21 protein-coding genes are annotated in these 20,578 nt (G+C 59.1%); 16 read left to right on the top strand and 5 right to left on the bottom strand.

The genetic code is table 11. The annotated features are described in order from the left end of the window. Positions 1 to 23: 23 nt before the first annotated feature. The 3 genes from ACZ89R_RS10015 to ACZ89R_RS10005 all read right to left on the bottom strand — a co-directional run bounded on the left by ACZ89R_RS10015 (position 24) and on the right by ACZ89R_RS10005 (position 2,450). A complete protein-coding gene (locus ACZ89R_RS10015; protein WP_123494562.1) occupies positions 24 to 338 on the bottom strand; it encodes a hypothetical protein in 315 nt (104 codons plus the stop codon). Between the two features lie 141 nt (positions 339 to 479). Continuing rightward, the gene (locus ACZ89R_RS10010) at positions 480 to 1,685 is read right to left on the bottom strand and encodes an MFS transporter (protein ID WP_429545895.1); all 1,206 of its coding nucleotides are present in this window, start codon (positions 1,683 to 1,685) and stop codon (positions 480 to 482) included. 87 nt (positions 1,686 to 1,772) lie between these two features. Continuing rightward, positions 1,773 to 2,450, bottom strand: a complete 678-nt coding sequence (locus ACZ89R_RS10005) for an HD domain-containing protein (protein ID WP_429545896.1) — start codon at positions 2,448 to 2,450, stop codon at positions 1,773 to 1,775. Between the two features lie 231 nt (positions 2,451 to 2,681). On the opposite strand from ACZ89R_RS10005, the gene ACZ89R_RS10000 reads away from it, so the two are divergent. The 6 genes from ACZ89R_RS10000 (at position 2,682) to ACZ89R_RS09975 (ending at position 8,552) form a co-directional block, all read left to right on the top strand. Further along, complete coding sequence (locus ACZ89R_RS10000) at positions 2,682 to 3,164, top strand: GNAT family N-acetyltransferase (protein WP_052964833.1); 483 nt, start codon at positions 2,682 to 2,684, stop codon at positions 3,162 to 3,164. A 215-nt stretch (positions 3,165 to 3,379) separates the two neighbouring features. Next, entirely contained in the window at positions 3,380 to 4,372 is a 993-nt protein-coding gene (locus ACZ89R_RS09995; protein WP_429545897.1) for a 2-dehydro-3-deoxygalactonokinase, read from the top strand. Positions 4,373 to 4,391: 19 nt separating this feature from the next. Then, positions 4,392 to 5,012: a 2-dehydro-3-deoxy-6-phosphogalactonate aldolase gene (locus ACZ89R_RS09990; RefSeq protein WP_429545898.1), complete on the top strand. Its 621-nt coding sequence runs from the start codon at positions 4,392 to 4,394 to the stop codon at positions 5,010 to 5,012. 46 nt (positions 5,013 to 5,058) lie between these two features. After that, positions 5,059 to 6,207, top strand: a complete 1,149-nt coding sequence (gene dgoD / locus ACZ89R_RS09985) for a galactonate dehydratase (protein WP_007903915.1) — start codon at positions 5,059 to 5,061, stop codon at positions 6,205 to 6,207. Positions 6,208 to 6,377: 170 nt separating this feature from the next. Then, on the top strand, positions 6,378 to 7,688 hold the full coding sequence (locus tag ACZ89R_RS09980) for an MFS transporter (RefSeq protein ID WP_123494558.1): 1,311 nt from the start codon (positions 6,378 to 6,380) through the stop codon (positions 7,686 to 7,688). Positions 7,689 to 7,748: 60 nt separating this feature from the next. Then, positions 7,749 to 8,552: an IclR family transcriptional regulator gene (locus tag ACZ89R_RS09975; protein WP_008012044.1), complete on the top strand. Its 804-nt coding sequence runs from the start codon at positions 7,749 to 7,751 to the stop codon at positions 8,550 to 8,552. Here ACZ89R_RS09975 and ACZ89R_RS09970 read toward each other — a convergent pair. Further along, on the bottom strand, positions 8,549 to 9,601 hold the full coding sequence (locus ACZ89R_RS09970; protein WP_429545899.1) for an NAD(P)-dependent alcohol dehydrogenase: 1,053 nt from the start codon (positions 9,599 to 9,601) through the stop codon (positions 8,549 to 8,551). The two genes, ACZ89R_RS09975 and ACZ89R_RS09970, sit on opposite strands and share 4 nt — an antisense overlap. Positions 9,602 to 9,803: 202 nt before the next feature. Between ACZ89R_RS09970 and ACZ89R_RS09965 the strand changes: the two genes are divergently transcribed. Continuing rightward, entirely contained in the window at positions 9,804 to 10,694 is an 891-nt protein-coding gene (locus ACZ89R_RS09965) for an AraC family transcriptional regulator (protein WP_218397664.1), read from the top strand. Between the two features lie 165 nt (positions 10,695 to 10,859). Here ACZ89R_RS09965 and ACZ89R_RS09960 read toward each other — a convergent pair whose 3' ends face one another. Beyond that, positions 10,860 to 12,524: an electron transfer flavoprotein-ubiquinone oxidoreductase gene (locus ACZ89R_RS09960; RefSeq protein WP_429545900.1), complete on the bottom strand. Its 1,665-nt coding sequence runs from the start codon at positions 12,522 to 12,524 to the stop codon at positions 10,860 to 10,862. Between the two features lie 546 nt (positions 12,525 to 13,070). Here ACZ89R_RS09960 and ACZ89R_RS09955 point away from each other — a divergent pair. From ACZ89R_RS09955 to ACZ89R_RS09915, 9 genes are all read left to right on the top strand, one after another. Further along, positions 13,071 to 13,820 carry an electron transfer flavoprotein subunit beta/FixA family protein gene (locus ACZ89R_RS09955; RefSeq protein ID WP_003226982.1) on the top strand — a complete coding sequence of 250 codons (750 nt, stop codon included), beginning with the start codon at positions 13,071 to 13,073 and terminating at the stop codon, positions 13,818 to 13,820. Then, positions 13,821 to 14,750: an electron transfer flavoprotein subunit alpha/FixB family protein gene (locus ACZ89R_RS09950; RefSeq protein ID WP_429545901.1), complete on the top strand. Its 930-nt coding sequence runs from the start codon at positions 13,821 to 13,823 to the stop codon at positions 14,748 to 14,750. A 73-nt stretch (positions 14,751 to 14,823) separates the two neighbouring features. Then, on the top strand, positions 14,824 to 15,660 hold the full coding sequence (locus ACZ89R_RS09945; protein ID WP_429545902.1) for a substrate-binding periplasmic protein: 837 nt from the start codon (positions 14,824 to 14,826) through the stop codon (positions 15,658 to 15,660). Between the two features lie 9 nt (positions 15,661 to 15,669). Beyond that, positions 15,670 to 16,026 carry a DUF4398 domain-containing protein gene (locus tag ACZ89R_RS09940; RefSeq protein ID WP_008073146.1) on the top strand — a complete coding sequence of 119 codons (357 nt, stop codon included), beginning with the start codon at positions 15,670 to 15,672 and terminating at the stop codon, positions 16,024 to 16,026. Then, positions 16,023 to 16,835, top strand: a complete 813-nt coding sequence (locus tag ACZ89R_RS09935) for an OmpA family protein (RefSeq protein ID WP_007903897.1) — start codon at positions 16,023 to 16,025, stop codon at positions 16,833 to 16,835. The genes ACZ89R_RS09940 and ACZ89R_RS09935 overlap by 4 nt, the downstream gene beginning before the upstream one ends. 357 nt (positions 16,836 to 17,192) lie before the next feature. Further along, the gene (locus tag ACZ89R_RS09930; protein WP_007903895.1) at positions 17,193 to 18,632 is read left to right on the top strand and encodes an aminotransferase-like domain-containing protein; all 1,440 of its coding nucleotides are present in this window, start codon (positions 17,193 to 17,195) and stop codon (positions 18,630 to 18,632) included. Between the two features lie 87 nt (positions 18,633 to 18,719). Beyond that, complete coding sequence (locus tag ACZ89R_RS09925; RefSeq protein ID WP_429545903.1) at positions 18,720 to 19,187, top strand: translation initiation factor 2; 468 nt, start codon at positions 18,720 to 18,722, stop codon at positions 19,185 to 19,187. Between the two features lie 158 nt (positions 19,188 to 19,345). Beyond that, positions 19,346 to 19,600, top strand: coding sequence for a YkgJ family cysteine cluster protein (locus ACZ89R_RS09920; protein ID WP_019582607.1), 255 nt, complete (start codon positions 19,346 to 19,348; stop codon positions 19,598 to 19,600). A gap of 40 nt (positions 19,601 to 19,640) precedes the next feature. Continuing rightward, positions 19,641 to 20,243 (top strand): START domain-containing protein, encoded by a 603-nt coding sequence (locus tag ACZ89R_RS09915; RefSeq protein ID WP_008075148.1) that lies wholly within the window; start codon positions 19,641 to 19,643, stop codon positions 20,241 to 20,243. Positions 20,244 to 20,578: the final 335 nt, after the last annotated feature.

Raw genomic sequence — 20,578 nt, 5'->3', positions numbered from 1 at the left:
GCAGGTCGCTCGCATCGGCGATTTTATGGACGGGTGCCAAGGCCTTCGGAGCCCGAGCCTCCGGTGGTGGTTTTCGAGCCGATGCCGGTGCCGGCGTTGTCGGGAGTCTGGGGGCCGGGTGTATTCATCCCGCCCTGACGGCCCGCGTCGTCGTGATAAATCCTTGGGTCTGTGGCCGTCGGAGAAGGCGATCGGCCGCTGTCGATACCTTGGGTGGTCGCAGATTCGGGCCTTTGAAGTGGGTCGCTCGGGTCGGTCCCGGAAGAGCTGGTCGCGGCGAACGCGACAGAGGAGAGCAGCGTGGTAAGAGCGAGGGCGGTCAGTCGGGACGTGGTCATGGTGTCGTCTCCGTTGATTAGAGTCCTTACCCGATATTGGTCCTCGCTAACCTGGATTGGTGCCTGATGAACGACGAGTGGTCCAGGGGGCCGTTTTCAATGAGTTCCCGGCGCGGCGGGGAAACTCATTGAGAACGCCCCCTAGGCCTGCTGCAACGTTTTGATCCTGCTGACGTGACGCCAGATCAACCGACCTACGGTGATCAGCCAGTTCAGTAGGGCGACCGTCAGTACCGTGAGCAACAGTGTCACCATCCCGTGTTCGACGATGATTCTGCCGGCCAGCAACGGAAAGCCGAACACGCCGACGAAGTAGGACAGGCTGAACAGCAACAAGGCTTGCGAGGTGGTGCCGGACGGCGTTTCGTTCGCCGCCAGGCCATTGATCACCGAATACGTCAGCCCATAACCCACCCCTAGCATCATCGCCGCCAGCACGTAGCTGAACCCGTCATCGACGACAAAACCGAACATCAGGATCGAAACCATCATAAGGCCCGACAACAGGCAGGAGGCACGCAATGGATCGCGTTTGACCACGAACCCGGCAATCAACATTCGGCTGCTGATCGCCGCGCCCATGAAGCCGAAAAAGAACAGCGAATAATCAAGTGAACGGGACGCCGCGTAACTGGTTTGAAAACTCGACAGACCACCGAATACACAACCGCCGAGGCCGACCATGATGATCGGGAACACGGCTCTGGAGGACAACACCCGAGCCGTTGCGCGCCAGGATATTCGTGCGACTGACGCTGATGCCGAGGGCGTTTTCTTGAGCTGGGCATCCAGCCGCCAGAACAGCAAAGCACCGATCAGGCTGGCCAGCGCCGCGAGGTAAAACGCTGCCGTCACCGGATACCCGAGAGCGCTGGCTGCGCGGCCCAACAATGGACCGCTGCCGATCCCGGTCATCATGCTGCCCGACAGCAGCGCAAAGTATTTAGCCCGTTGCGCAGGCGTCACCAGACTCGCGACGATGATCGGTCCGAGCGTGTAGAAAACGCCCCAGCCCAACCCTAGCATCAGTCCAAAAAACAGCAGCAGATTGCCAAAGCCAGGCGTCAAGGCAAATCCCAGGCTGGCGGCCACCAGCAAGAGGCTGAACAGTGCAATGGAGCGCGCCGCGCCGAGCAGGTCGGACAAGTGACCGGAAACAATCACCGCCGCAAAGGTGCTGAGCATCGCCGCCGAAATCACGCTGCCGGCATCGAGTTCGTTGCCACCGCGAGAGCCAATGAGCAACGACAGTAGAAAAGTCGAGCCATAGGACAACGACAACAAATAGCTGGCGAGGCAGAACAGGCTGAACAACCTGCTTGAGACGGGTGGGGCGGCGGTAGACATGAGTCGTTCCTTGACTTGATAGAAGTGAATGTCATCTATCTATCACGCAAGGTATCGATGATAGGTCTGTGGTTACCGATTTCAGGGTTAGCGCAGACCGGAGTAATGCTCTGGGCAGACGCCGATTTCTTCCTTGAACAGCTCCATGAAACCCTTCAGGCGTTCGTGGCGAATCTGTGCCAGACGTTGACCGGTGGTCGTTTGGAAGCCGTCCGCCAGGTGCAGCAACTTGGTCTGGAAATGATCGAGGCAAAAGCGCTTGTCGTCGTAGTCCCGTTCTTTTGCCTCTGGGTCCAAAGGATCGTACAACGCACTGCCCATGCGCCCGGCAATGTAGAAGGTACGCGCCACGCCGAGCATGCCAAGGGAATCGAGGCGGTCGGCGTCCTGGATGATTTTCGCTTCGAGGGTGGTGGGCGTGATGTTGGCGCTGAAGCTGTGGGCTTCGATGGCATGAGCGACCGCTGTAATTTTTGCGCCAGGCCAATCCAGGGCTATCAGTACGGTCGAAGCTTTCTGCGCCGCCAGTCGTGATGCCTGTGAGCGCAGCGGCGAGTTCTTCTCCACCGCCACGCAATCGTGCAACAGCACGGCGGCCAGCAGTACCTCAAGATCACCGCCTTCTTGCACATGAAGCGTGCGCACGTTGTGCCACACCCGCTGCAAGTGCGACAGATCATGGGCGCCGTCCTCGCCTGGTTCCAGTGCATGGGGCAGCAGTCTTGAGGCCAGATTATGCAGAGGCGCAAAAGCGATAGCGGTCATAAAAGTCCTTTAGTGTGGAAACGCTTTTGTGGCGAGGGAGCTTGCTCCCGCCGGGCTGCGCAGCAGTCCCTGCCCCAAACGACACGGTATTTCAGTTAGATCAGCATCGCCAGTTTTGCGACTGCTTTGCAGCCGAACGGGAGCAAGCTCCCTCGCCACAGTGCTTTCAAATGTGACGAGCGCCGCGCGCGGACTTAGTATGGCGTTTTCAACTTTTCACAAGGCACGTTCATGACGATCGAAATCCGCCCGGCAACCCCCAGCGATGCTCCGCAAATCCTCGCGTTCATCACTGAACTGGCCGACTTCGAACGTGCCCGCCACGAAGTCATCGCCAGCGTCGCCGACATCGAGCGCAGCCTGTTCAGCGAAGGCGCCACCGCCCATGGCCTGATTTGCCTGCGCGATGGCCTGCCGATCGGCTTTGCGGTGTTCTTCTTCAGTTATTCCACCTGGTTGGGCAGCAACTGCCTGTACCTCGAAGACCTCTACATCACGCCTGAACAACGGGGCGGCGGCGCCGGTAAAACCTTGCTGCGCCACCTGGCAAAAATCGCCTGCGCCAATGACTGCGGCCGTTTCGAATGGAGCGTACTGGACTGGAACAAACCGGCGATCGAATTCTACAAATCCCTCGGCGCACAGCCGCAGGAAGAGTGGGTGCGGTATCGGATGGATGGGGCGGTGTTAAGGGATTTTGCCGAGGGCAATTGATCCCCTAAAAGGTCGCAGCCTTCGGCAGCTCCTACACGGGATTGTGTTCGACCGCGCTATTGCGTCGTACATCGAATCTGTAGGGACTGCCGAAGGTTGCGATCTTTTTTTGTATCTTCCCAGTATATGGGATTGATATTTATATATTGAGATTTGTGCGCGTCCAGGTTTATAGTCCAGCTCACTCACTGCCAAAAAACAAAACAGGTGAAGCGATGCTGGCGCAATTGATCGCGCTCGATTGGGGGACAACCTCATTACGTGCTTACAAACTCGGCTTGGGTGGCCAGGTGCTGGAACAGCGCTCGCTGTCGTCCGGGATCATGCAGCTGCCCAAAACGCCACGAACCATCGCCGGCCAGGCATGCGTCGACGGTTTTGAATTGGGCTTCGATGAGGCGTGCGGAGACTGGCTCGACGCGCAGCCCGATTTGCCGGTGATTGCTTGCGGCATGGTCGGCAGTGCTCAGGGCTGGCGCGAAGCGGCCTACTGCGACACGCCGGCGAACGTCGCCAATCTCGGAACTTCCCTACAAATCGTTCGCAGTCTTCGCGGTGTCGATGTGCATATCGTGCCGGGCGTGATCCAGCGTTCTCGCTTGCCCAACGTGATGCGCGGCGAGGAAACCCAAGTCCTCGGTGTGTTGCAGCATCTGCCGAGCGGGGCGGGCAACGATCTGTTGATCGGTCTGCCGGGCAGTCATTCGAAATGGGTGGAAGTGGCCGACGGCTGCATCGTGCATTTCGATACTTTCATGACAGGCGAAATCTTCGCCGTCCTCAGTGAACACAGCATTCTGGGGCGCACTCAGCAGCGCGGCGCGTCTTTTGATGGAGAAGCGTTTGATCGTGGCGTGCGGGTGGCCTTGTCGGCGGACGGCGAGATCGGTCCTCTGTCGACGTTGTTCAGTGCCCGCAGTCTGGGGCTGACCGGTGAACTGAGCACCACGGCTCAACCGGACTATCTGTCGGGCCTGTTGATCGGCCATGAACTGTCGGCGCTGGCCAACGTTCAGCGGCGTCGGCGCAACAGCGTGCACCTGCCGTCGATCATCCTCATCGGCAACTCCCAACTCTGTGCCCGCTACAGCCGTGCGCTCGACGCCTGCGGTTTTGCCCGCGTGACCCTGGCCGAGCAGGCCACCGAACGCGGGTTGTGGCAGTTGGCGGTCGCCGCCGGACTGATCACGACACCCCCATCCCGTTAAACCTGACTGGAGGTCTGACATGCTCAAGCAAGCATTGGCACAAAACGGACTGATCGCGATCCTGCGTGGCCTGCGTCCGCAAGAAGCGGCAGCCGTCGGCGAAGTCCTGTATTCGGCGGGATTTCGCGTCATTGAAGTGCCGCTTAATTCCCCCGAACCGTACGAAAGTATCCACATCTTGCGCAGTACCTTGCCCGCCGATTGCCTGATCGGTGCGGGCACGGTGTTGACGCCGCAACAGGTCGAGCAAGTGAAAGCGGTGGGCGGCCAAGTGATCGTCATGCCCCACAGCGATGCCAAGGTGTTGCGCGCGGCGAAAGCAGCGGGGCTGTTCCTGTCGCCGGGCGTGGCGACGCCGACCGAAGCCTTTGCTGCATTGGCCGAAGGGGCGGATGTGCTGAAGATGTTCCCGGCCGAACAAATGGGCCCCGCCGTTGTGAAAGCCTGGCTGGCGGTGTTGCCAGCGGGGACGGTGCTGGTGCCGGTGGGCGGGATTACGCCAGACAACATGCAGGTGTTTATCGAGGCCGGCGTCAAAGGTTTCGGTCTCGGGTCCGGGTTGTTCAAACCGGGCATGACACCTGAGCAAGTGGCAGTAAACGCCAAGGCGTATGTCGCTGCATGGAATGCTTTGCGTTAAGACTTTTTGGCGCTGCGAGCGCTGCATCTAATAAGAGAGGCAATAGATGAAAATCACCAAACTCACTACCTTCATCGTTCCGCCGCGCTGGTGCTTCCTCAAGGTCGAAACCGACGAGGGCGTGACCGGTTGGGGTGAGCCCGTGGTCGAAGGCCGCGCGCACACCGTCGCCGCTGCGGTTGAGGAATTGTCCGACTACCTGATCGGCAAAGACCCACGCAACATCGAAGACATCTGGACCGTGCTTTACCGCGGCGGCTTCTACCGTGGCGGCGCGATCCACATGAGTGCTCTGGCCGGCATCGATCAGGCGTTGTGGGACATCAAGGGCAAGGCGCTGGGTGTGTCGGTCAGCGATCTGTTGGGTGGTCAGGTGCGCGACAAGATCCGCGTTTATTCGTGGATCGGTGGTGATCGCCCGGCGGACACCGCTCGCGCTGCGAAAGAAGCGGTCAGCCGTGGTTTCACGGCGGTGAAAATGAACGGCACCGAAGAACTGCAATTCCTCGATTCCTTCGAGAAGGTCGACCTGGCCTTGGCCAACGTCGCCGCCGTACGCGATGCCGTCGGCCCGAATGTCGGCATCGGCGTGGACTTCCACGGTCGGGTGCACAAGCCCATGGCCAAAGTGCTGATGAAGGAACTCGACCCGTACAAACTGATGTTCATCGAAGAGCCGGTGCTGAGCGAAAACTACGAAGCGCTGAAAGAACTGGCACCGCTGACCAGCACACCGATTGCCCTCGGCGAGCGGTTGTTCTCGCGCTGGGATTTCAAGCGGGTGCTCAGCGAAGGCTACGTCGACATCATCCAGCCGGATGCTTCCCACGCAGGTGGCATCACCGAAACCCGCAAGATCGCCAACATGGCCGAAGCCTACGACGTGGCACTGGCGCTGCATTGCCCGCTGGGCCCGATTGCCCTGGCGGCGTGTCTGCAACTGGACGCGGTTTGCTACAACGCATTCATTCAGGAACAGAGCCTCGGCATCCATTACAACGAGAGCAATGACCTGCTCGATTATGTGAAAGACCCACGGGTGTTCGACTACGACAAAGGCTTCGTGAAGATCCCCAACGGCCCGGGCCTGGGCATTGAGATCAACGAGGAATATGTGATCGAGCGCGCCGCCGTCGGCCACCGCTGGCGCAACCCGATCTGGCGCCATGCCGATGGCAGTTTTGCCGAGTGGTGAGTTCCTCCTGAGTCAACACAAATCCCTGTGGGAGCGGGCTTGCCCGCGATAGCGTCCTGTCAGTCACATCAATGCTGAATGTGCCGCCGTCATCGCGGGCAAGCCCGCTCCCACAGGGTGCAGCGCAAGTCTTCAAATCGACCTCAATAAACATAAGAAGAGGCACCCCCATGCAACCGCAAACCCTCACTGGGCAGGCGTCGTTGGTGACGCCGAGCCGCAAGCGCTTTTTCATCATGGTCCTGTTGTTCATCACGGTGGTGATCAACTACCTGGATCGCAGCAACCTGTCCATTGCCGCCCCGGCGCTGACCAGCGATCTGGGCATCGATCCGATCCATGTCGGGCTGATCTTTTCCGCGTTCGGCTGGACCTACGCCGCCATGCAGATCCCCGGCGGCTGGCTGGTGGACCGGGTGCCGCCGCGCATCCTGTATAGCGTCGCATTGCTGCTGTGGTCGCTGGCCACGGTGATGCTCGGCTTCGCTGCCAGTTTCATCGCGCTGTTTGTGCTGCGCATGGCCGTCGGTGCGCTGGAAGCACCGGCGTATCCGATCAACAGCCGTGTGGTGACCACCTGGTTTCCCGAGCGCGAACGCGCCACCGCCATCGGTTTCTACACCTCCGGGCAGTTCGTCGGCCTGGCGTTTCTCACGCCGGTACTCGCGTGGTTGCAGCACCAATATGGCTGGCACATGGTGTTTGTCAGCACCGGTGCGGTGGGCATCATTTGGGCGATGATCTGGTACGCAGTGTATCGCGAGCCCCGGGATTTCAAGGGCGCCAACGACGCTGAAATCGAGCTGATCCGCGAGGGCGGCGGGTTGGTGGATATCCAGGCTGAAGCCGCGAAGACCAAGGCTAAATTCAGCTGGGTCGACCTCGGGATTGTCCTGAGCAAACGCAAGTTGTGGGGCATTTACCTCGGTCAGTTCTGCCTCAATTCGACGTTGTGGTTTTTTCTGACGTGGTTCCCGACCTATCTGGTGAAATATCGCGGCATGGACTTCATCAAGTCTGGCTTGCTGGCGTCGCTACCGTTTCTGGCTGCATTCGTCGGTGTACTGTGTTCGGGGTTCTTCTCGGACTTTTTGATCCGTCGCGGTTACACGGTGGGTTTCGCCCGCAAGTTGCCGATCATTGGCGGCCTACTGATTTCCACCTCGATCATTGGTGCCAACTTCGTCGAGTCGACGCCGCTGGTGATTGCCTTCCTCGCGCTCGCCTTTTTCGGCAACGGCCTGGCGTCGATCACCTGGTCGCTGGTGTCGACCCTGGCCCCGGCGCGCTTGCTTGGATTGACCGGTGGGGTGTTCAATTTCATCGGTAACCTGGCGGCGATTACCACGCCGATCGTCATCGGCTTCCTCGCCTCGGGTGATTCGTTTGCCCCGGCGATTACCTATATCTCGGTTCTGGCGTTGTTGGGTGCGCTTTCCTACGTGTTGCTGGTGGGCAAGGTCGAGCGTATCAAGTTGTAGTCGCGGCCTTCGGGCGACCATAATGCCGCCCGTTCACTCGCTCAACGGTAAAGGCTGGATATGCAGGAAGACGCCCCAAAAATCGCCAAGGACGCCGCGCCGACTGGCACCCAGACACTGCTTCGTGGTTTGGGTGTGGTTCAGGCCGTGGCCAGTGGCGCCCGCGATCTCAAGGAAATCGCCCGGCTGATCGGCACAACGCGCAGTACCACCCATCGTCTGGCCAGTTGCCTGGTGGACGAGCGATATTTGCGGGTGGTGCCGCAAGTCGGTTATCTGCTGGGGCCGAAACTGATCGAGCTGGGTTTCCAGGCTCGTGAAGAGTTGCCACTGGTGACGCTGGCCGGGCCGTATCTGGATGAGTTGTCGGCGTTGACCGGCGACACCATTCACTTGGCGATCCGTGAGGGCGACGAGGTGCTGTACCTGCACAAGAATCCGGGGCGCAACGGTCCGGAAATGCGTTCGCGGGTCGGGCATCGCATGCCATTGGCGCGTACCGGGATCGGTAAGGCGCTGATGCTCGATGACACACAGGAAGAATGGCAACGGCTGTACGAAATCAGCTTGCCGGTGGGTGGGAAAAATCAGTTCTGGCCGCAGCACCCGGAGCAATCCTGGGAGCAGTTTCAGCAGCGCATGATTGAGTACGTGGCTGGCGGGTACGCCTTCGACCTGGAAGACAACGAACCGTCGATCCGCTGCGTGGCGGCGCCGATCCGCGATGCCAGCAAGCGCATCGTCGCCGGTATCAGCATCGCGAGCACCGTGCCGTACATGCCATTGGAAAAAATGGCCGAGCTGATTCCCCTGATCAAAGGGGTCACAGCCCGGCTGTCGGCGGAGCTTGGCTTGAAGGTTTAAACCTTCAGTGTCGCCATGTCGATCACGAAGCGGTACTTCACGTCACCGGCAATCATGCGGGTGTAAGCCTCGTTGATCTGGCGGATGTCGAGCATTTCGATGTCGCAGGTGATGCCGTGCTCGGCGCAGAAATCCAGCACTTCCTGGGTTTCGGCGATGCCGCCGATCAGCGAGCCGGCCAGCACGCGACGACCCAATACCAGTTTGGCAGCATGCACCGGTGGATCGATCGGTTCGATCAAGCCCACCAGAATGTGTACGCCGTCGAAACGTAGGGTATCGAGGTAGGGATTGAGGTCGTGCTGCACCGGAATGGTGTCCAGCAGGAAGTCGAAATGTCCTGCGGCGGCCTTCATCAGTTCTGCGTCGGTGGACACGATCACGTGGTCCGCGCCTTGGCGACGACCTTCTTCGGCCTTGCTCGCCGAGCGGGTGAACAACGTCACCTCAGCGCCCATCGCCTTGGCGAACTTGATGCCCATATGGCCGAGGCCACCCATGCCGAGAATCCCGACCTTGTCACCGGCCTTGACGCCGTAGTGCTTGAGCGGCGAGTAGGTGGTGATGCCGGCGCACAGAATCGGCGCGGCGCTGGCCGGGTCGAGTTGCTCCGGGATACGCACGACAAAGTGCTCGCTGACCACGATGCTGTCGGAGTAACCGCCCATGGTGTTGCTGCCATCGACCCGGTCCGGGGTGGCATACGTCATGGTCGGACCTTCCAGGCAGTATTGCTCCAGATCCGCCTTGCAGGCTTCGCAGTGACGGCATGAGTCGACCATGCAGCCGACCCCTACCAGGTCGCCGATTTTGTATCGGGTAACGTTCGCACCGACGGCGGTGACTTTTCCGACGATCTCATGGCCGGGCATCAGCGGGTAAACAGCAATGCCCCACTCGTTGCGTGCCTGATGGATGTCGGAATGGCAGACACCGCAGTAGAGAATGTCGATCGCCACGTCGTCGGCCCGTGGGCTGCGGCGTTCGAATTTCATTGGGGCGAGGGGAGTGGTGGCTGACTGAGCGGCGTATCCGATGGCGGTGTACATGGTGAACCTCGCAAAAGCAGTGACAGGTGAGGCGAGCCATTCTGGGCGCCGCACGGGTGACCGGCCATGGCGATTCCTCCGGGTGTCATGCCTAATCCTCCGGCATGCACCGTTGATTGGTCGCATTGGCGTTCAGACCTGCGATGATGCTTTCATCCCTTTTTTGCGACTTGTTTCGCGACTTCTTTTGAAGAGCTCTCTCATGTTGTTGACCCGTCATCTCGATGCCAACGCCACGCTGGTTTCACTGATCCAGCCGCTGACCCTTCGCGATGGTTTCGCGCCCACCGCACTGCCTGGAGTGCAGGTTTTGCGCGCCAATTGTGATGTCGCCCGTGGCCCACAAATCTACGAGCCGAGCCTGGTCATCATCGCCCAAGGCAGCAAGTTGGCGTATCTGGGCCCGCGTACGCTGGAATATGGTGCCGGGCATTACCTGATTCAGGCGTTGCCGGTGCCCTTCGAGTGCGAAACGTTTTCGGCGCCGGATGGCCCGATGTTGGGCGTTTCCATCGCCATTGACCGGGTAATGCTCGGTGAGTTGGTGCTGGCCATGGGGCTGTCGCCGGGGCGCACGGTTCCCGCACAGACACCCGAGTCCATGACCTCGGCGGTGCTCGACGATGCCATGCGCGGTTGTGTGGAGCGGTTGTTGCGCTGCCTGCACGATCCGCTGGAATGCCAGATCATGGGCCCGGCGCGTTTGCGTGAGTTGTTGTTCGTGGCGTTGCGGGGGCCGCAAGCCGATGTGTTGCGAGCGCTGGTGGAACAACAGGGACAGTTCGCCCGGATCGCGGCGTCCCTGAGTCATCTGCATGCGCATTACACCGAGCCGCTGAATGTCGAGACCCTGGCCAGTTGCGCGAACATGAGCGCGTCGACATTTCATGAGCATTTCAAGCGCTGCACGTTGTTGTCGCCGGTGCAGTATTTGAAGCGTTTGCGCTTGCTCAGAGCCCAGCAGTTATTGCTGGGCGAAGGCTTGGGCGTGGCCCAGGTGGCGCATCGGGTGGGGTATCAGAGCACGTCGCAGTTCAGCCGTGAATACAAGCGCTACTTCGAACGCAATCCCGGGGATGAGCGGGCTGCTTGATCCAGTGATGGCCCGTGTGGGAGCGAGCCTGCTCGCGATAGCAGTGTGTCAGTCGACATCTATGCCGGATGATAAACCGCTATCGCGAGCAGGGGGGGGTGAGTTCTGGATTTCGGGCAACAAAAAGGCCCCCATTTCGGGAGCCTTGATGTTCAGCGATTCGACTTACATGTTCGGGTAAGTCGGGCCGCCAGAGCCTTCCGGTGCCACCCAGGTGATGTTTTGTGCAGGGTCCTTGATGTCGCAGGTCTTGCAGTGAACGCAGTTCTGGGCGTTGATCTGGAAGCGCTTCTCGCCGTCTTCCTGGGTCACCACTTCGTACACGCCGGCCGGGCAGTAACGCTGGGCAGGTTCATCGTACATCGGCAGGTTTTTGGCGATCGGAATGCTCGCGTCGGCCAGCTTCAAGTGGCAAGGCTGCTCTTCTTCGTGGTTGGTCCCCGAGATGAACACCGAGCTGAGTTTGTCGAAGCTGATCTTGCCGTCCGGTTTCGGGTAGTCGATCTTCTTGCAGTCGGCCGCCAGTTTCAGGCAAGCGTAATCCGGCTTGGTGTCGTGCAGGGTGAACGGCAGTTTGCCGCCGAAGATGTTCTGGTCGAGCCAGTTGAAACCGGCGCCGATGATCGGGCCGAACTTGTGCATCGCCGGGCCGAAGTTGCGGCTGGCGAACAGTTCGTCGTAGAGCCAGCTCTTCTTGAAGGCGTCGACGTAAGTGGTCAGCTCTTCGGTGCCATCCTTCTCAGCGAACAGCGCATCGGCCACGGCGTCAGCGGCGAGCATGCCGGACTTCATCGCGGTGTGGCTGCCTTTGATCTTGGCGAAGTTCAGGGTGCCGAGGTCGCAACCGATCAGCGCGCCGCCCTTGAAGACCATTTTCGGCAGCGAGTTCAAGCCGCCTTTGGAGATAGCACGCGCGCCGTAGCTGATGCGCTTGCCGCCTTCCAGGTATTGCTTGAGCACCGGGTGATGCTTGAGGCGCTGGAACTCGTCGAACGGCGACAGGAAGGTGTTGCTGTAGGAAAGATCGACGATCAGACCGACCACCACCTGGTTGTTTTCCAGGTGATAGAGGAACGAGCCACCGGTGTTCTCGGTGCCCATGATGTCCAGCGGCCAACCGGCGGTATGGACCACCAGGCCTGGCTGGTGTTTGGCCGGGTCGACTTCCCAGATTTCTTTCAGGCCGATGCCGTAGTGCTGGGCGTCGGCTTCGCTGTCGAGGTTGAAACGCTTGATCAGTTGCTTGCCGATGTGGCCGCGGCAACCTTCGGCGAACAGCGTGTACTTGGCACGCAGTTCCATGCCCGGGGTGTACAGGCCTTCTTTCGGATTGCCTTCACGGTCAACGCCCAGATCGCCGGTGATGATCCCGCGAACCACGCCGTTCTCGTCGAACAGTGCTTCCTGGGCGGCGAAGCCCGGGTAGATTTCCACGCCCAGGTTCTCGGCCTGCTGAGCCAGCCAGCGGCACAGGTTTCCCAGGGAGATGATGTAGTTGCCTTCGTTGTGCATGGTCTTGGGCACAAAGAAGTCAGGAATCTTCTGCGCGCTGTCGGCGTTTTTCAGAACGAAGATGTCATCGCGTGTGACTGGCGTATTCAGCGGCGCGCCGAGTTCTTTCCAGTCCGGGAACAGTTCGTTCAGGGCGCGTGGTTCGAACACGGCACCGGACAGGATGTGAGCACCGACTTCGGAGCCTTTTTCGACCACGCAGACGCTGATTTCCTTACCGGCTTCGGCGGCCTTCTGCTTCAAACGGCAGGCGGCGGACAGGCCAGCGGGGCCGGCACCGACGATGACCACGTCGAATTCCATGTATTCGCGTTCCACAGGCTATCTCCTACTCAAGGCTCAACAGTTTTTTTCTAATTGGAGGTTTGGCGTTGCATCCATTATTTCCTCCGGCAACGGCCGAAAGGGACAATGGATGACCCACCTTTCTCTCTAGGTGGCGCATTATATCTACACCACTCCTAGCGTCCAATACAAACGTTTGTTTGAATTGGCTCAAAGCCAGATAAATCAAAGTCACCGCGGCTTATGAGTGGCCATTTTGCCGTATTGACCGGAATAGGCGTTCCGGTCAAGATACGGTCGGTTTTGCGCTCGCCGTAGGCTGACTGTTGGTTTCAAGAGCACCTCTAAAGACAGGGCGATGGCAGTACAAGGTGATGCGCCGCGCAGGTTTTTCGCGCAGTTTACACGCCACGATAATGAATGACCCGTCAGTCACCACTGACGAACGGTTATCCGCCTCGTGAGCAAGGTTCACCTTTACACCTGCCAGCGTTTTTAGAGGTGCCCTTGCGCCGATGAGCATCAACCGCCAGGTTCGCCTAGGCGACTTTCTTTTCACCGGAGAGTAACGAGGAATCCATGAAGGTTCTTGTAGCTGTCAAACGCGTTGTGGATTACAACGTCAAGGTTCGTGTCAAGGCGGACAATTCCGGCGTCGACCTCGCTAACGTCAAGATGTCGATGAACCCATTCTGCGAAATCGCAGTGGAAGAAGCCGTACGTCTGAAAGAGAAAGGCGTTGCGACTGAAATCGTCGTCGTCTCCATCGGCCCGTCCACCGCTCAAGAGCAACTGCGCACCGCGCTGGCTCTGGGTGCTGACCGCGCCATCCTCGTCGAATCCGCTGAAGATCTGACTTCCCTGGCGGTTGCCAAGTTGTTGAAAGCTGTTGTCGACAAGGAACAGCCTCAGCTGGTGATCCTCGGCAAACAAGCCATCGACAGCGACAACAACCAGACTGGCCAGATGCTCGCTGCATTGAGCGGCTACGGTCAGGGCACGTTCGCTTCGAAAGTCGAAGTGTCCGGCGACAGCGTTGCCGTGACCCGCGAAATCGACGGCGGCGCGCAGACGGTTTCCCTGAAACTGCCGGCCATCGTCACCACCGACCTGCGTTTGAACGAGCCGCGCTACGCGTCTCTGCCAAACATCATGAAAGCCAAGAAGAAGCCTCTCGAAGTGCTGACTCCGGACGCTTTGGGCGTTTCCACCGCCTCCACCAACAAGACCCTGAAAGTCGAAGCGCCGGCGGCACGCAGCGCGGGTATCAAGGTCAAGTCGGTGGCTGAACTGGTTGAAAAACTCAAGAACGAAGCGAAGGTAATCTAAATGACTATCTTGGTTATTGCTGAACACGACAACAAAGTACTGGCTCCGGCCACGCTGAACACTGTGGCTGCTGCCGCCAAGATCGGTGGTGATATCCACGTTCTGGTTGCAGGTCAGGGCGCTGGCGCCGTGGCTGAAGCCGCTGCGAAAATCGCGGGTGTGGCGAAAGTGCTGGTGGCCGACAACGCCGCTTACGCTCATCAACTGCCGGAAAACGTCGCGCCGCTGGTAGCCGAGTTGGGCAAGGGCTACAGCCACATCCTGGCTGCTGCGACTTCCAACGGCAAAAACATTCTGCCGCGCGTTGCCGCTCAGCTGGACGTTGACCAGATCTCCGAGATCATCTCGGTCGAAAGCGCTGACACCTTCAAGCGCCCGATCTACGCCGGTAACGCCATCGCTACCGTTCAGTCGAACGCTGCGGTCAAGGTGATCACCGTTCGCGCCACCGGTTTCGACCCGGTTGCTGCTGAAGGTGGTTCGGCGGCTGTTGAAGCCGTTGCCGCTGCTCACGACGCGGGCACTTCGAGCTTCGTTGGCGAAGAACTGGCCAAGTCCGATCGTCCGGAACTGACCGCTGCCAAAATCGTCGTTTCCGGCGGTCGCGGCATGCAGAACGGCGACAACTTCAAGCACCTGTACGCCCTGGCCGACAAGCTGGGCGCGGCAGTCGGCGCTTCCCGCGCCGCGGTCGACGCAGGTTTTGTACCCAACGACATGCAGGTCGGTCAGACCGGCAAGATCGTTGCTCCACAGCTGTACATTGCGGTCGGTATTTCCGGCGCGATCCAGCACCTGGCCGGCATGAAAGACTCCAAAGTGATCGTTGCGATCAACAAGGACGAAGAAGCGCCGATCTTCCAGGTGGCCGATTACGGCCTGGTGGCAGACCTGTTCGAAGCCATCCCCGAGTTCGAGAAGCTGGTCTAATCCGGCGGCTTGACTTATAAAGAGCCCGACCTTTTGGTCGGGCTTTTTTTTGTTCTTTGAGGGGTGTTTCGCCATGGATTTACGCCGCGTGTGTGGCTGGTCATTACTGCTGGGGCTGACGCTGTTGCCGGGGCTATCCATAGCCGCGGGCAAATGTGAGCGCCTGGTGGTGACCGGCAGCCCGGACGCGCCGCCGTACCTGTGGCAAGACCCGCAAAATCCCAAGCATCTGATTGGCGCCAGCGCCGACCTGTTGCATCAAGTGGCGGGGGAGTTGGGCATCAAGGTCGAACTGCTTTACGCCGGCAAACGCTCCCAGGCCCTGGACGAAGTGCGCAGCGGGCGCATGGACATGCTGGCCGATGCGCCGTTGACGGTCAGTGAGCTGGAAAATCTGGATTACATCCATCCACCGCTGCTGGAGAACGATTACCTGGTCTGGACTCGCAACGATTCGCTACTGGTCTACAACGAAGCGCAGGACCTTCACGGTCATCCCGGCGCCTTGTCGGAAAAGGCTCGAGTAACAACGTCATTTAGCACTTTCGCCGAGCAGCAATTGACTCTGGTGCGCACGCCCAATCTCACCCAGGCCTTTCAGAAGTTGCTGCTGAACGAGGTGGAATTTGTCCTCGCCGGACGCTACTCAGGCATGGCCCTGGTGCAAACGCTAGGGATGGCCGATGACCTGATGGCCCACCCACACCCCATCGACAAACCGGGCCTGTATCTTGCGGTTTCCCATAACTCTGCCTGCAACGATCCTTGGTTGCGCGGACAGCTGGCTAAAAAGATGACAGAATTGCCCGCGTCCGGACTGACGGAAGCTGCGCTGCTGCGCAATATCGAGCGTTGGAAAGCGCAACGCTCACAACCGCAGCCACAACCTGTCAGTACCCCAAAACAGTAGGGATTTTTAGTGAGTATTCGACCTCTTTTCGCTGCCCTGGCCGTTCTGGCTCTGGCGGGTTGTGCAGCCGATCCGGCGCCGAATGAACAAATACGCCTGACCGAACAGGCTCTTGAACAAGCGAAGGCCGTGGGTGCTACCGCCGACGAAGTGCCGGAGCTGAAACTGGCTGAAGACAAGTTCAAGCGTGCCAAGGGCAACATGGCCGACCAGTCCTTCAAGAATGCGCGCATGCGGGCCGAGCAGGCCGAGCTGGACGCGCGTCTGGCCGAAGCCCGGGTTCTGACCCTCAAGAGTGAGGAGCAGTTGAACGTGCTCAATACCCGCATCACTCGTCTGCGCAAGCAACTGGGAGATGCCCAATGAGCCTGAAAACCAAAGCACTCGGCGGCTTGATCCTGGCCGGTTGCGCAAGCCTTTATGGTTGCGCTGGTCAACACAGCGAAGCCGCAATCCAGCAGGCTGGCACTGACTTTCAGAAGGTCAAGGAAGACTCCAATGTGCTGCGCATTGCGCCCAAGGACGTGATCCGTGCCGGTGAGTCGCTGGCACGAGCCGATCGTCTGTCCAGCTACTGGGGCAGCGGTTCGGACGTTGTGCATTACGCCTACCTGAGCCGGCGCTACAGCGAAATCGCCCGGGAACACACCAATCAAGTGCTCAACGAGGAACGTGCGGCGAAGCTCGAACTCGAGCGTCAGCGCCTGCAACTGGCCCTGCGTGAGTCCAAGTTGCTCAGCGTGCAGCAACAGGGCAAGTGGCTCGAAGAGCAGATCGTGGCGTTGGCGACTACCCAAACCGACCGTGGTCTGGTGATGACTCTGGGCGATGTGCTGTTCGATACCGGTGAAGCAGAGCTGAAAAGCTCGGCAAACCGCGTGGTGCTGAAGATCGTCCAGTTCCTGCAGCTCAACCCCAAACGGGTGGTGCGGATCGAAGGCTATACCGACAGCACTGGCGGTAAACAGGAAAACCTCAAGCTGTCCCGCGACCGTGCGCAATCGGTGGCGGATGTGCTGATGGACCTGGGCATCGACGACAAACGTATCAAAGTCGAAGGCTACGGCGATGAATACCCGGTGGACGTGAACGCCTCAGAACGTGGTCGTGCACAGAACCGTCGGGTGGAAATTGTGTTCTCCGACGAAAAAGGCCAGCTCGGCGCCGCTCGATAAGCGTTATTGGAAAAGGCAGGTTTGCGAAAGCGAATGACGCCCGAAATTCTGTAGGAGCTGTCGAGCGAAGCGAGGCTGCGATCTTTTGATCTTTCGCTTGGGACTCAAGTGGGCCTGGAAAGATCGCAGCCTCGTTTCACTCGACAGCTCCTACCAGCTCCTAGAACCCGGCCTGTCGGCAGTGCCGGGTTTTTTTGTGCCTGCCAATCAGCGCAATACTCTCCATAAAACAGTACAGTTTTTGCTGACAATGCACTGTACGGTCGACTATTGTGACAACTGTCCCAGTACACTTCCAAACTGTTCCGGTATTGTTTCACACAAGAATAAAATGCCCGTGAAATCGAGTGCTGCGTCATGACCAATCTCTTGCTTTACCAACGTATTGCTCAGCAACTGGCCGAAGACATCCGCCGCGGTGTTTACCAACCGGGGGAGCGCGTGCCTTCGGTGCGCAAGATGAGCTCGCAGCTCAACGTCAGCCATGCAACGGTGTTGCAGGCCTACGCCAACCTTGAAGATCAGGGGCTGATTCGTGCCCGGCCGCAATCCGGTTACTACGTGCACCAGACGCCGGCGCTCACGGCGCCAACCCCGGACATTGCACGGGTCGAGCGACCTGGCCTTGTCACGCGCAGCAGCATCATTCAGCAAGTCCTGGTCGAATCCCGCCGCGAAGGCGTCTTCCCGTTGGGCGCCGCCGTACCGAGCGTTGACTATCTGCCGGTGCGGGCGCTGCATCAGCAACTGGCAAAAGTCACCCGTTTCCATAGCCCGCGGGCGTTCAGCTACATGTTCAGCCCCGGTTTCGAGCCGTTGCGTCGGCAAGTGGCGATCCGCATGCGCGACGCAGGCGTGGTGGTCGACCCGTCGGAAGTGGTGATCACCCACGGCTGCGTCGATGCGTTGCAGATGTCTCTGCGCGTATTGACCCGGCCGGGCGATCTGATCGCGGCCGAGTCGCCGACCTATTACGGTTTGCTGCAACTGGCCGACCTGCTGGGGCTGAAAGTCATCGAGATCCCCAGCGATCCAGCCACCGGCATGAGCCTCGAAGCCCTGCAGCTGGCGGCCAACCAGTGGTCGATCAAGGCGTTGGTGTTGACCACGCGCCTGAGCAATCCCTTGGGCGGCACCATGCCCGAAGAGCGGCAGAAACAACTGCTGCGCCTGGCCTCGGATTTCGATATCCAGGTGGTCGAAGACGATATTTACGGCGAACTGATGTTCGAGCAGGGTCGCACTAAGTCGCTCAAGGCCTATGACCGGCTGGATCGGGTGATCTATTGCTCCAGCTTCTCCAAAACCCTGTCGCCCGGTGTGCGCATCGGCTGGATGATTGCCGGCAAGTACCAGCAGGAAATCCAGCGCTTGCAGACCTTCAGCACCCATTCAGCCTGCAGCGTCACGCAAATGGGCATAGCGGCCTATCTGGAGAACGGCGGTTACGATCGGCATTTGCGCTACATCCGTCAGGAATACCGCAAGAACCTCAGCGCTTTTCAGCTGGCGGTGCAGCAGTACTTCCCTGAAGGGACGCAAATGACCCGGCCCACCGGCGGCTTCATTCTGTGGGTCAGCCTGCCAGGGCGGGTGAATACGCAGGAACTGCATGTGCGTGCGTTGCAGCAGGGCATCAGCATTGCGCCGGGGTTGATTTTCAGTAATACCGAGCAGTTCAATCACTGCATTCGCCTGAACTGTGGCATCCCCTGGAACCGTGAGGCCGAGCGTGCATTGATGACGTTGGGTTTGCTGGCGACGCAACTTTGTCAGGAGACGGCGAGCGGTTTTTGAGCGGCTGGGCAGTTCTGAACTGGCCGCTTGTCTTGTTGTCTCCAACAGGCGAGCATATAGCCTTCTGCCGTTCACGCCGTTGGGTCCATGAAGCCGATTTTTCCTGCCGCCTGGTTGTTGATCTGCCTGCTAATGACCTGTCACCCGGAAGGCGTCATGGCGGCTTCCGTTCAGGAAAAACCGACAGCCAGCACACCTGCGAAAAAAGCGGCACCGGTCAAAAAAGCAGCGCCGGCCAAAAAGAAGGCTGCAGCGGTCACAAAACGTTCCCCCGTTGCTTCCAAGTCGAAACCGGCCAGTGAAGTCGTGAAAACCAAACTCCCTTCTGCAGATCTCGACTTGAGCCTGCCCAAGGACATGGTCGAAGAATTGAAGCCGGTCGGTACGGTAACCTTGCCCCCCCGCGATGCGTTGTTGCCTCAAATGTTCGGTGACAAGAGCAGCCCGTTCCAGCTCAACGGTCGTCTGCTCAGCAACGAAATGCAGTTGCAACTGCGCAATGAAGAGCGTCGGGAAGTTGAAGGCGCGGCGCTGGAATTCGAGTTCAAGCAGTAATTTCCTCCCATTCGTGACCCTCGGACCAGACGCTTTGTCGGAGACTGGTCAGTCACGCTCGTTTGAGCGAAAAAACCCGGGCTCAGGTAATTTTAAACAGTCGTTTTAGCCGTTACTCTGTGCCACGTCCCTTTACCCGTCGCGAGGAGCTTGTCGTCATGAGATGCCGTGAAGGCTGTGGCGCCTGTTGCATTGCCCCTTCCATCAGTTCGCCGATTCCCGGCATGCCCAATGGCAAAGCCGCCGGAGAGCGTTGCGTACAGCTGTCTGCCGATAACCTGTGCAGCATTTTCGGCAAGCCGGAACGCCCTGCGGTGTGTTCGGCATTTGAAGCCGATGTCGAGGTCTGCGGAAGCAGCAGCGATGAAGCGATCAAGTTGCTGGGCTGGTGGGAGCAAATGACGGCCGCGTGATGTGTTCAACGAACGGAACTTCAACAATAAGGAAAAGACTATGGGTTCGCTGCATCGTATGGCTGTGCTGTGTGGTTTGACGGTTTTACTGGCCTCCACGGCCCAGGCCGAGGAATGGAAAACCGCCAAGGAAGAAGAGGGCATCAAGGTGTCCTTGAGTGAAGTGGCCGGTTCCCAATACAAGGCTTACCGTGGCGTGACCGTCATGAAGACCACCATGGCCAAACTGCGTGCATTGCAGGAAGACGTGCCGGGTGCCTGTGCATGGATTCACGAGTGCAAGACTCAGAAGTTGCTCAAACATGAAGGTAACCAGAGCTGGACCTACACCCAGTTCAATACCCCTTGGCCGGTCACTCCTCGCGACTCCGTATTGCATGTCACCACTGTTGAAGGCGCCGATGGCAGCCTGACCCGCGAGTTGGAAGGGCAGCCCAAGTACGTTCCGGAAGAAAAAGGTTTTGTACGGGTCGCCCAGGTCAAAGGATTCTGGAAGCTCGTGCCTAAAGGCGATCAAGTCGAAGTGACTTATCAGGCCCATACCGAACCCGGGGGCAGCGTGCCGTCGTGGTTGGCCAACAAGTTTGTGGTCGATGCGCCGTTCAACACCCTCAAAGCCCTGAAAGAACGCGCAGAGAAGTAACCGCGTATACTTTTGACAATGCCCGTTCAACAGCGCCCCGAATTTTGATCGGGGCGTTTGCGTTTTTTGCCAAGGGGCGGGGCTTTATTTTGTTTCTGGATATGCGTTGAACGAAATTTTCACAAAGCGTCCAAGACAATTCACTCGCGCCCCAACCAGTCCGCCTCCGCAACTTTGCGTCACGTCTCTTGTCCCAGAACGCTGCAAGCGACAGTCGGGGCCTGTGGGTCAGTAATCAATGGTAATGCCTCGGTTGATCGTGCAACATTTGCGCACCGCGCAAGCCCGCTCCCACAGGTTAACCGACCAGCCTTAGGCAAGGCGCTGCTGTATTT

It is taken from the genome of Pseudomonas sp. TE3728 (assembly GCF_056279145.1).
Note: the sequence above shows the minus strand (reverse complement) of the source record. Positions and strands in the feature narration are given on the sequence as shown.

Excerpts from the sequence above, each read along its gene's own strand:
- ACZ89R_RS09980 (WP_123494558.1), top strand. The coding sequence starts at position 6,378 with ATGCAACCGCAAACCCTCACTGGGCAGGCGTCGTTGGTGACGCCGAGC.
- ACZ89R_RS10000 (WP_052964833.1), top strand. The coding sequence starts at position 2,682 with ATGACGATCGAAATCCGCCCGGCAACCCCCAGCGATGCTCCGCAAATC.
- ACZ89R_RS09975 (WP_008012044.1), top strand. The coding sequence starts at position 7,749 with ATGCAGGAAGACGCCCCAAAAATCGCCAAGGACGCCGCGCCGACTGGC.
- ACZ89R_RS09920 (WP_019582607.1), top strand. The coding sequence starts at position 19,346 with ATGAGATGCCGTGAAGGCTGTGGCGCCTGTTGCATTGCCCCTTCCATC.
- ACZ89R_RS09970 (WP_429545899.1), bottom strand. The coding sequence starts at position 9,601 with ATGTACACCGCCATCGGATACGCCGCTCAGTCAGCCACCACTCCCCTC.
- ACZ89R_RS09950 (WP_429545901.1), top strand. The coding sequence starts at position 13,821 with ATGACTATCTTGGTTATTGCTGAACACGACAACAAAGTACTGGCTCCG.
- ACZ89R_RS09935 (WP_007903897.1), top strand. The coding sequence starts at position 16,023 with ATGAGCCTGAAAACCAAAGCACTCGGCGGCTTGATCCTGGCCGGTTGC.
- ACZ89R_RS10015 (WP_123494562.1), bottom strand. The coding sequence starts at position 338 with ATGACCACGTCCCGACTGACCGCCCTCGCTCTTACCACGCTGCTCTCC.
- ACZ89R_RS09965 (WP_218397664.1), top strand. The coding sequence starts at position 9,804 with ATGTTGTTGACCCGTCATCTCGATGCCAACGCCACGCTGGTTTCACTG.
- ACZ89R_RS09925 (WP_429545903.1), top strand. The coding sequence starts at position 18,720 with ATGAAGCCGATTTTTCCTGCCGCCTGGTTGTTGATCTGCCTGCTAATG.
- ACZ89R_RS10005 (WP_429545896.1), bottom strand. The coding sequence starts at position 2,450 with ATGACCGCTATCGCTTTTGCGCCTCTGCATAATCTGGCCTCAAGACTG.
- ACZ89R_RS09990 (WP_429545898.1), top strand. The coding sequence starts at position 4,392 with ATGCTCAAGCAAGCATTGGCACAAAACGGACTGATCGCGATCCTGCGT.
- ACZ89R_RS10010 (WP_429545895.1), bottom strand. The coding sequence starts at position 1,685 with ATGTCTACCGCCGCCCCACCCGTCTCAAGCAGGTTGTTCAGCCTGTTC.
- ACZ89R_RS09930 (WP_007903895.1), top strand. The coding sequence starts at position 17,193 with ATGACCAATCTCTTGCTTTACCAACGTATTGCTCAGCAACTGGCCGAA.
- ACZ89R_RS09945 (WP_429545902.1), top strand. The coding sequence starts at position 14,824 with ATGGATTTACGCCGCGTGTGTGGCTGGTCATTACTGCTGGGGCTGACG.
- dgoD (WP_007903915.1), top strand. The coding sequence starts at position 5,059 with ATGAAAATCACCAAACTCACTACCTTCATCGTTCCGCCGCGCTGGTGC.
- ACZ89R_RS09995 (WP_429545897.1), top strand. The coding sequence starts at position 3,380 with ATGCTGGCGCAATTGATCGCGCTCGATTGGGGGACAACCTCATTACGT.
- ACZ89R_RS09915 (WP_008075148.1), top strand. The coding sequence starts at position 19,641 with ATGGGTTCGCTGCATCGTATGGCTGTGCTGTGTGGTTTGACGGTTTTA.
- ACZ89R_RS09955 (WP_003226982.1), top strand. The coding sequence starts at position 13,071 with ATGAAGGTTCTTGTAGCTGTCAAACGCGTTGTGGATTACAACGTCAAG.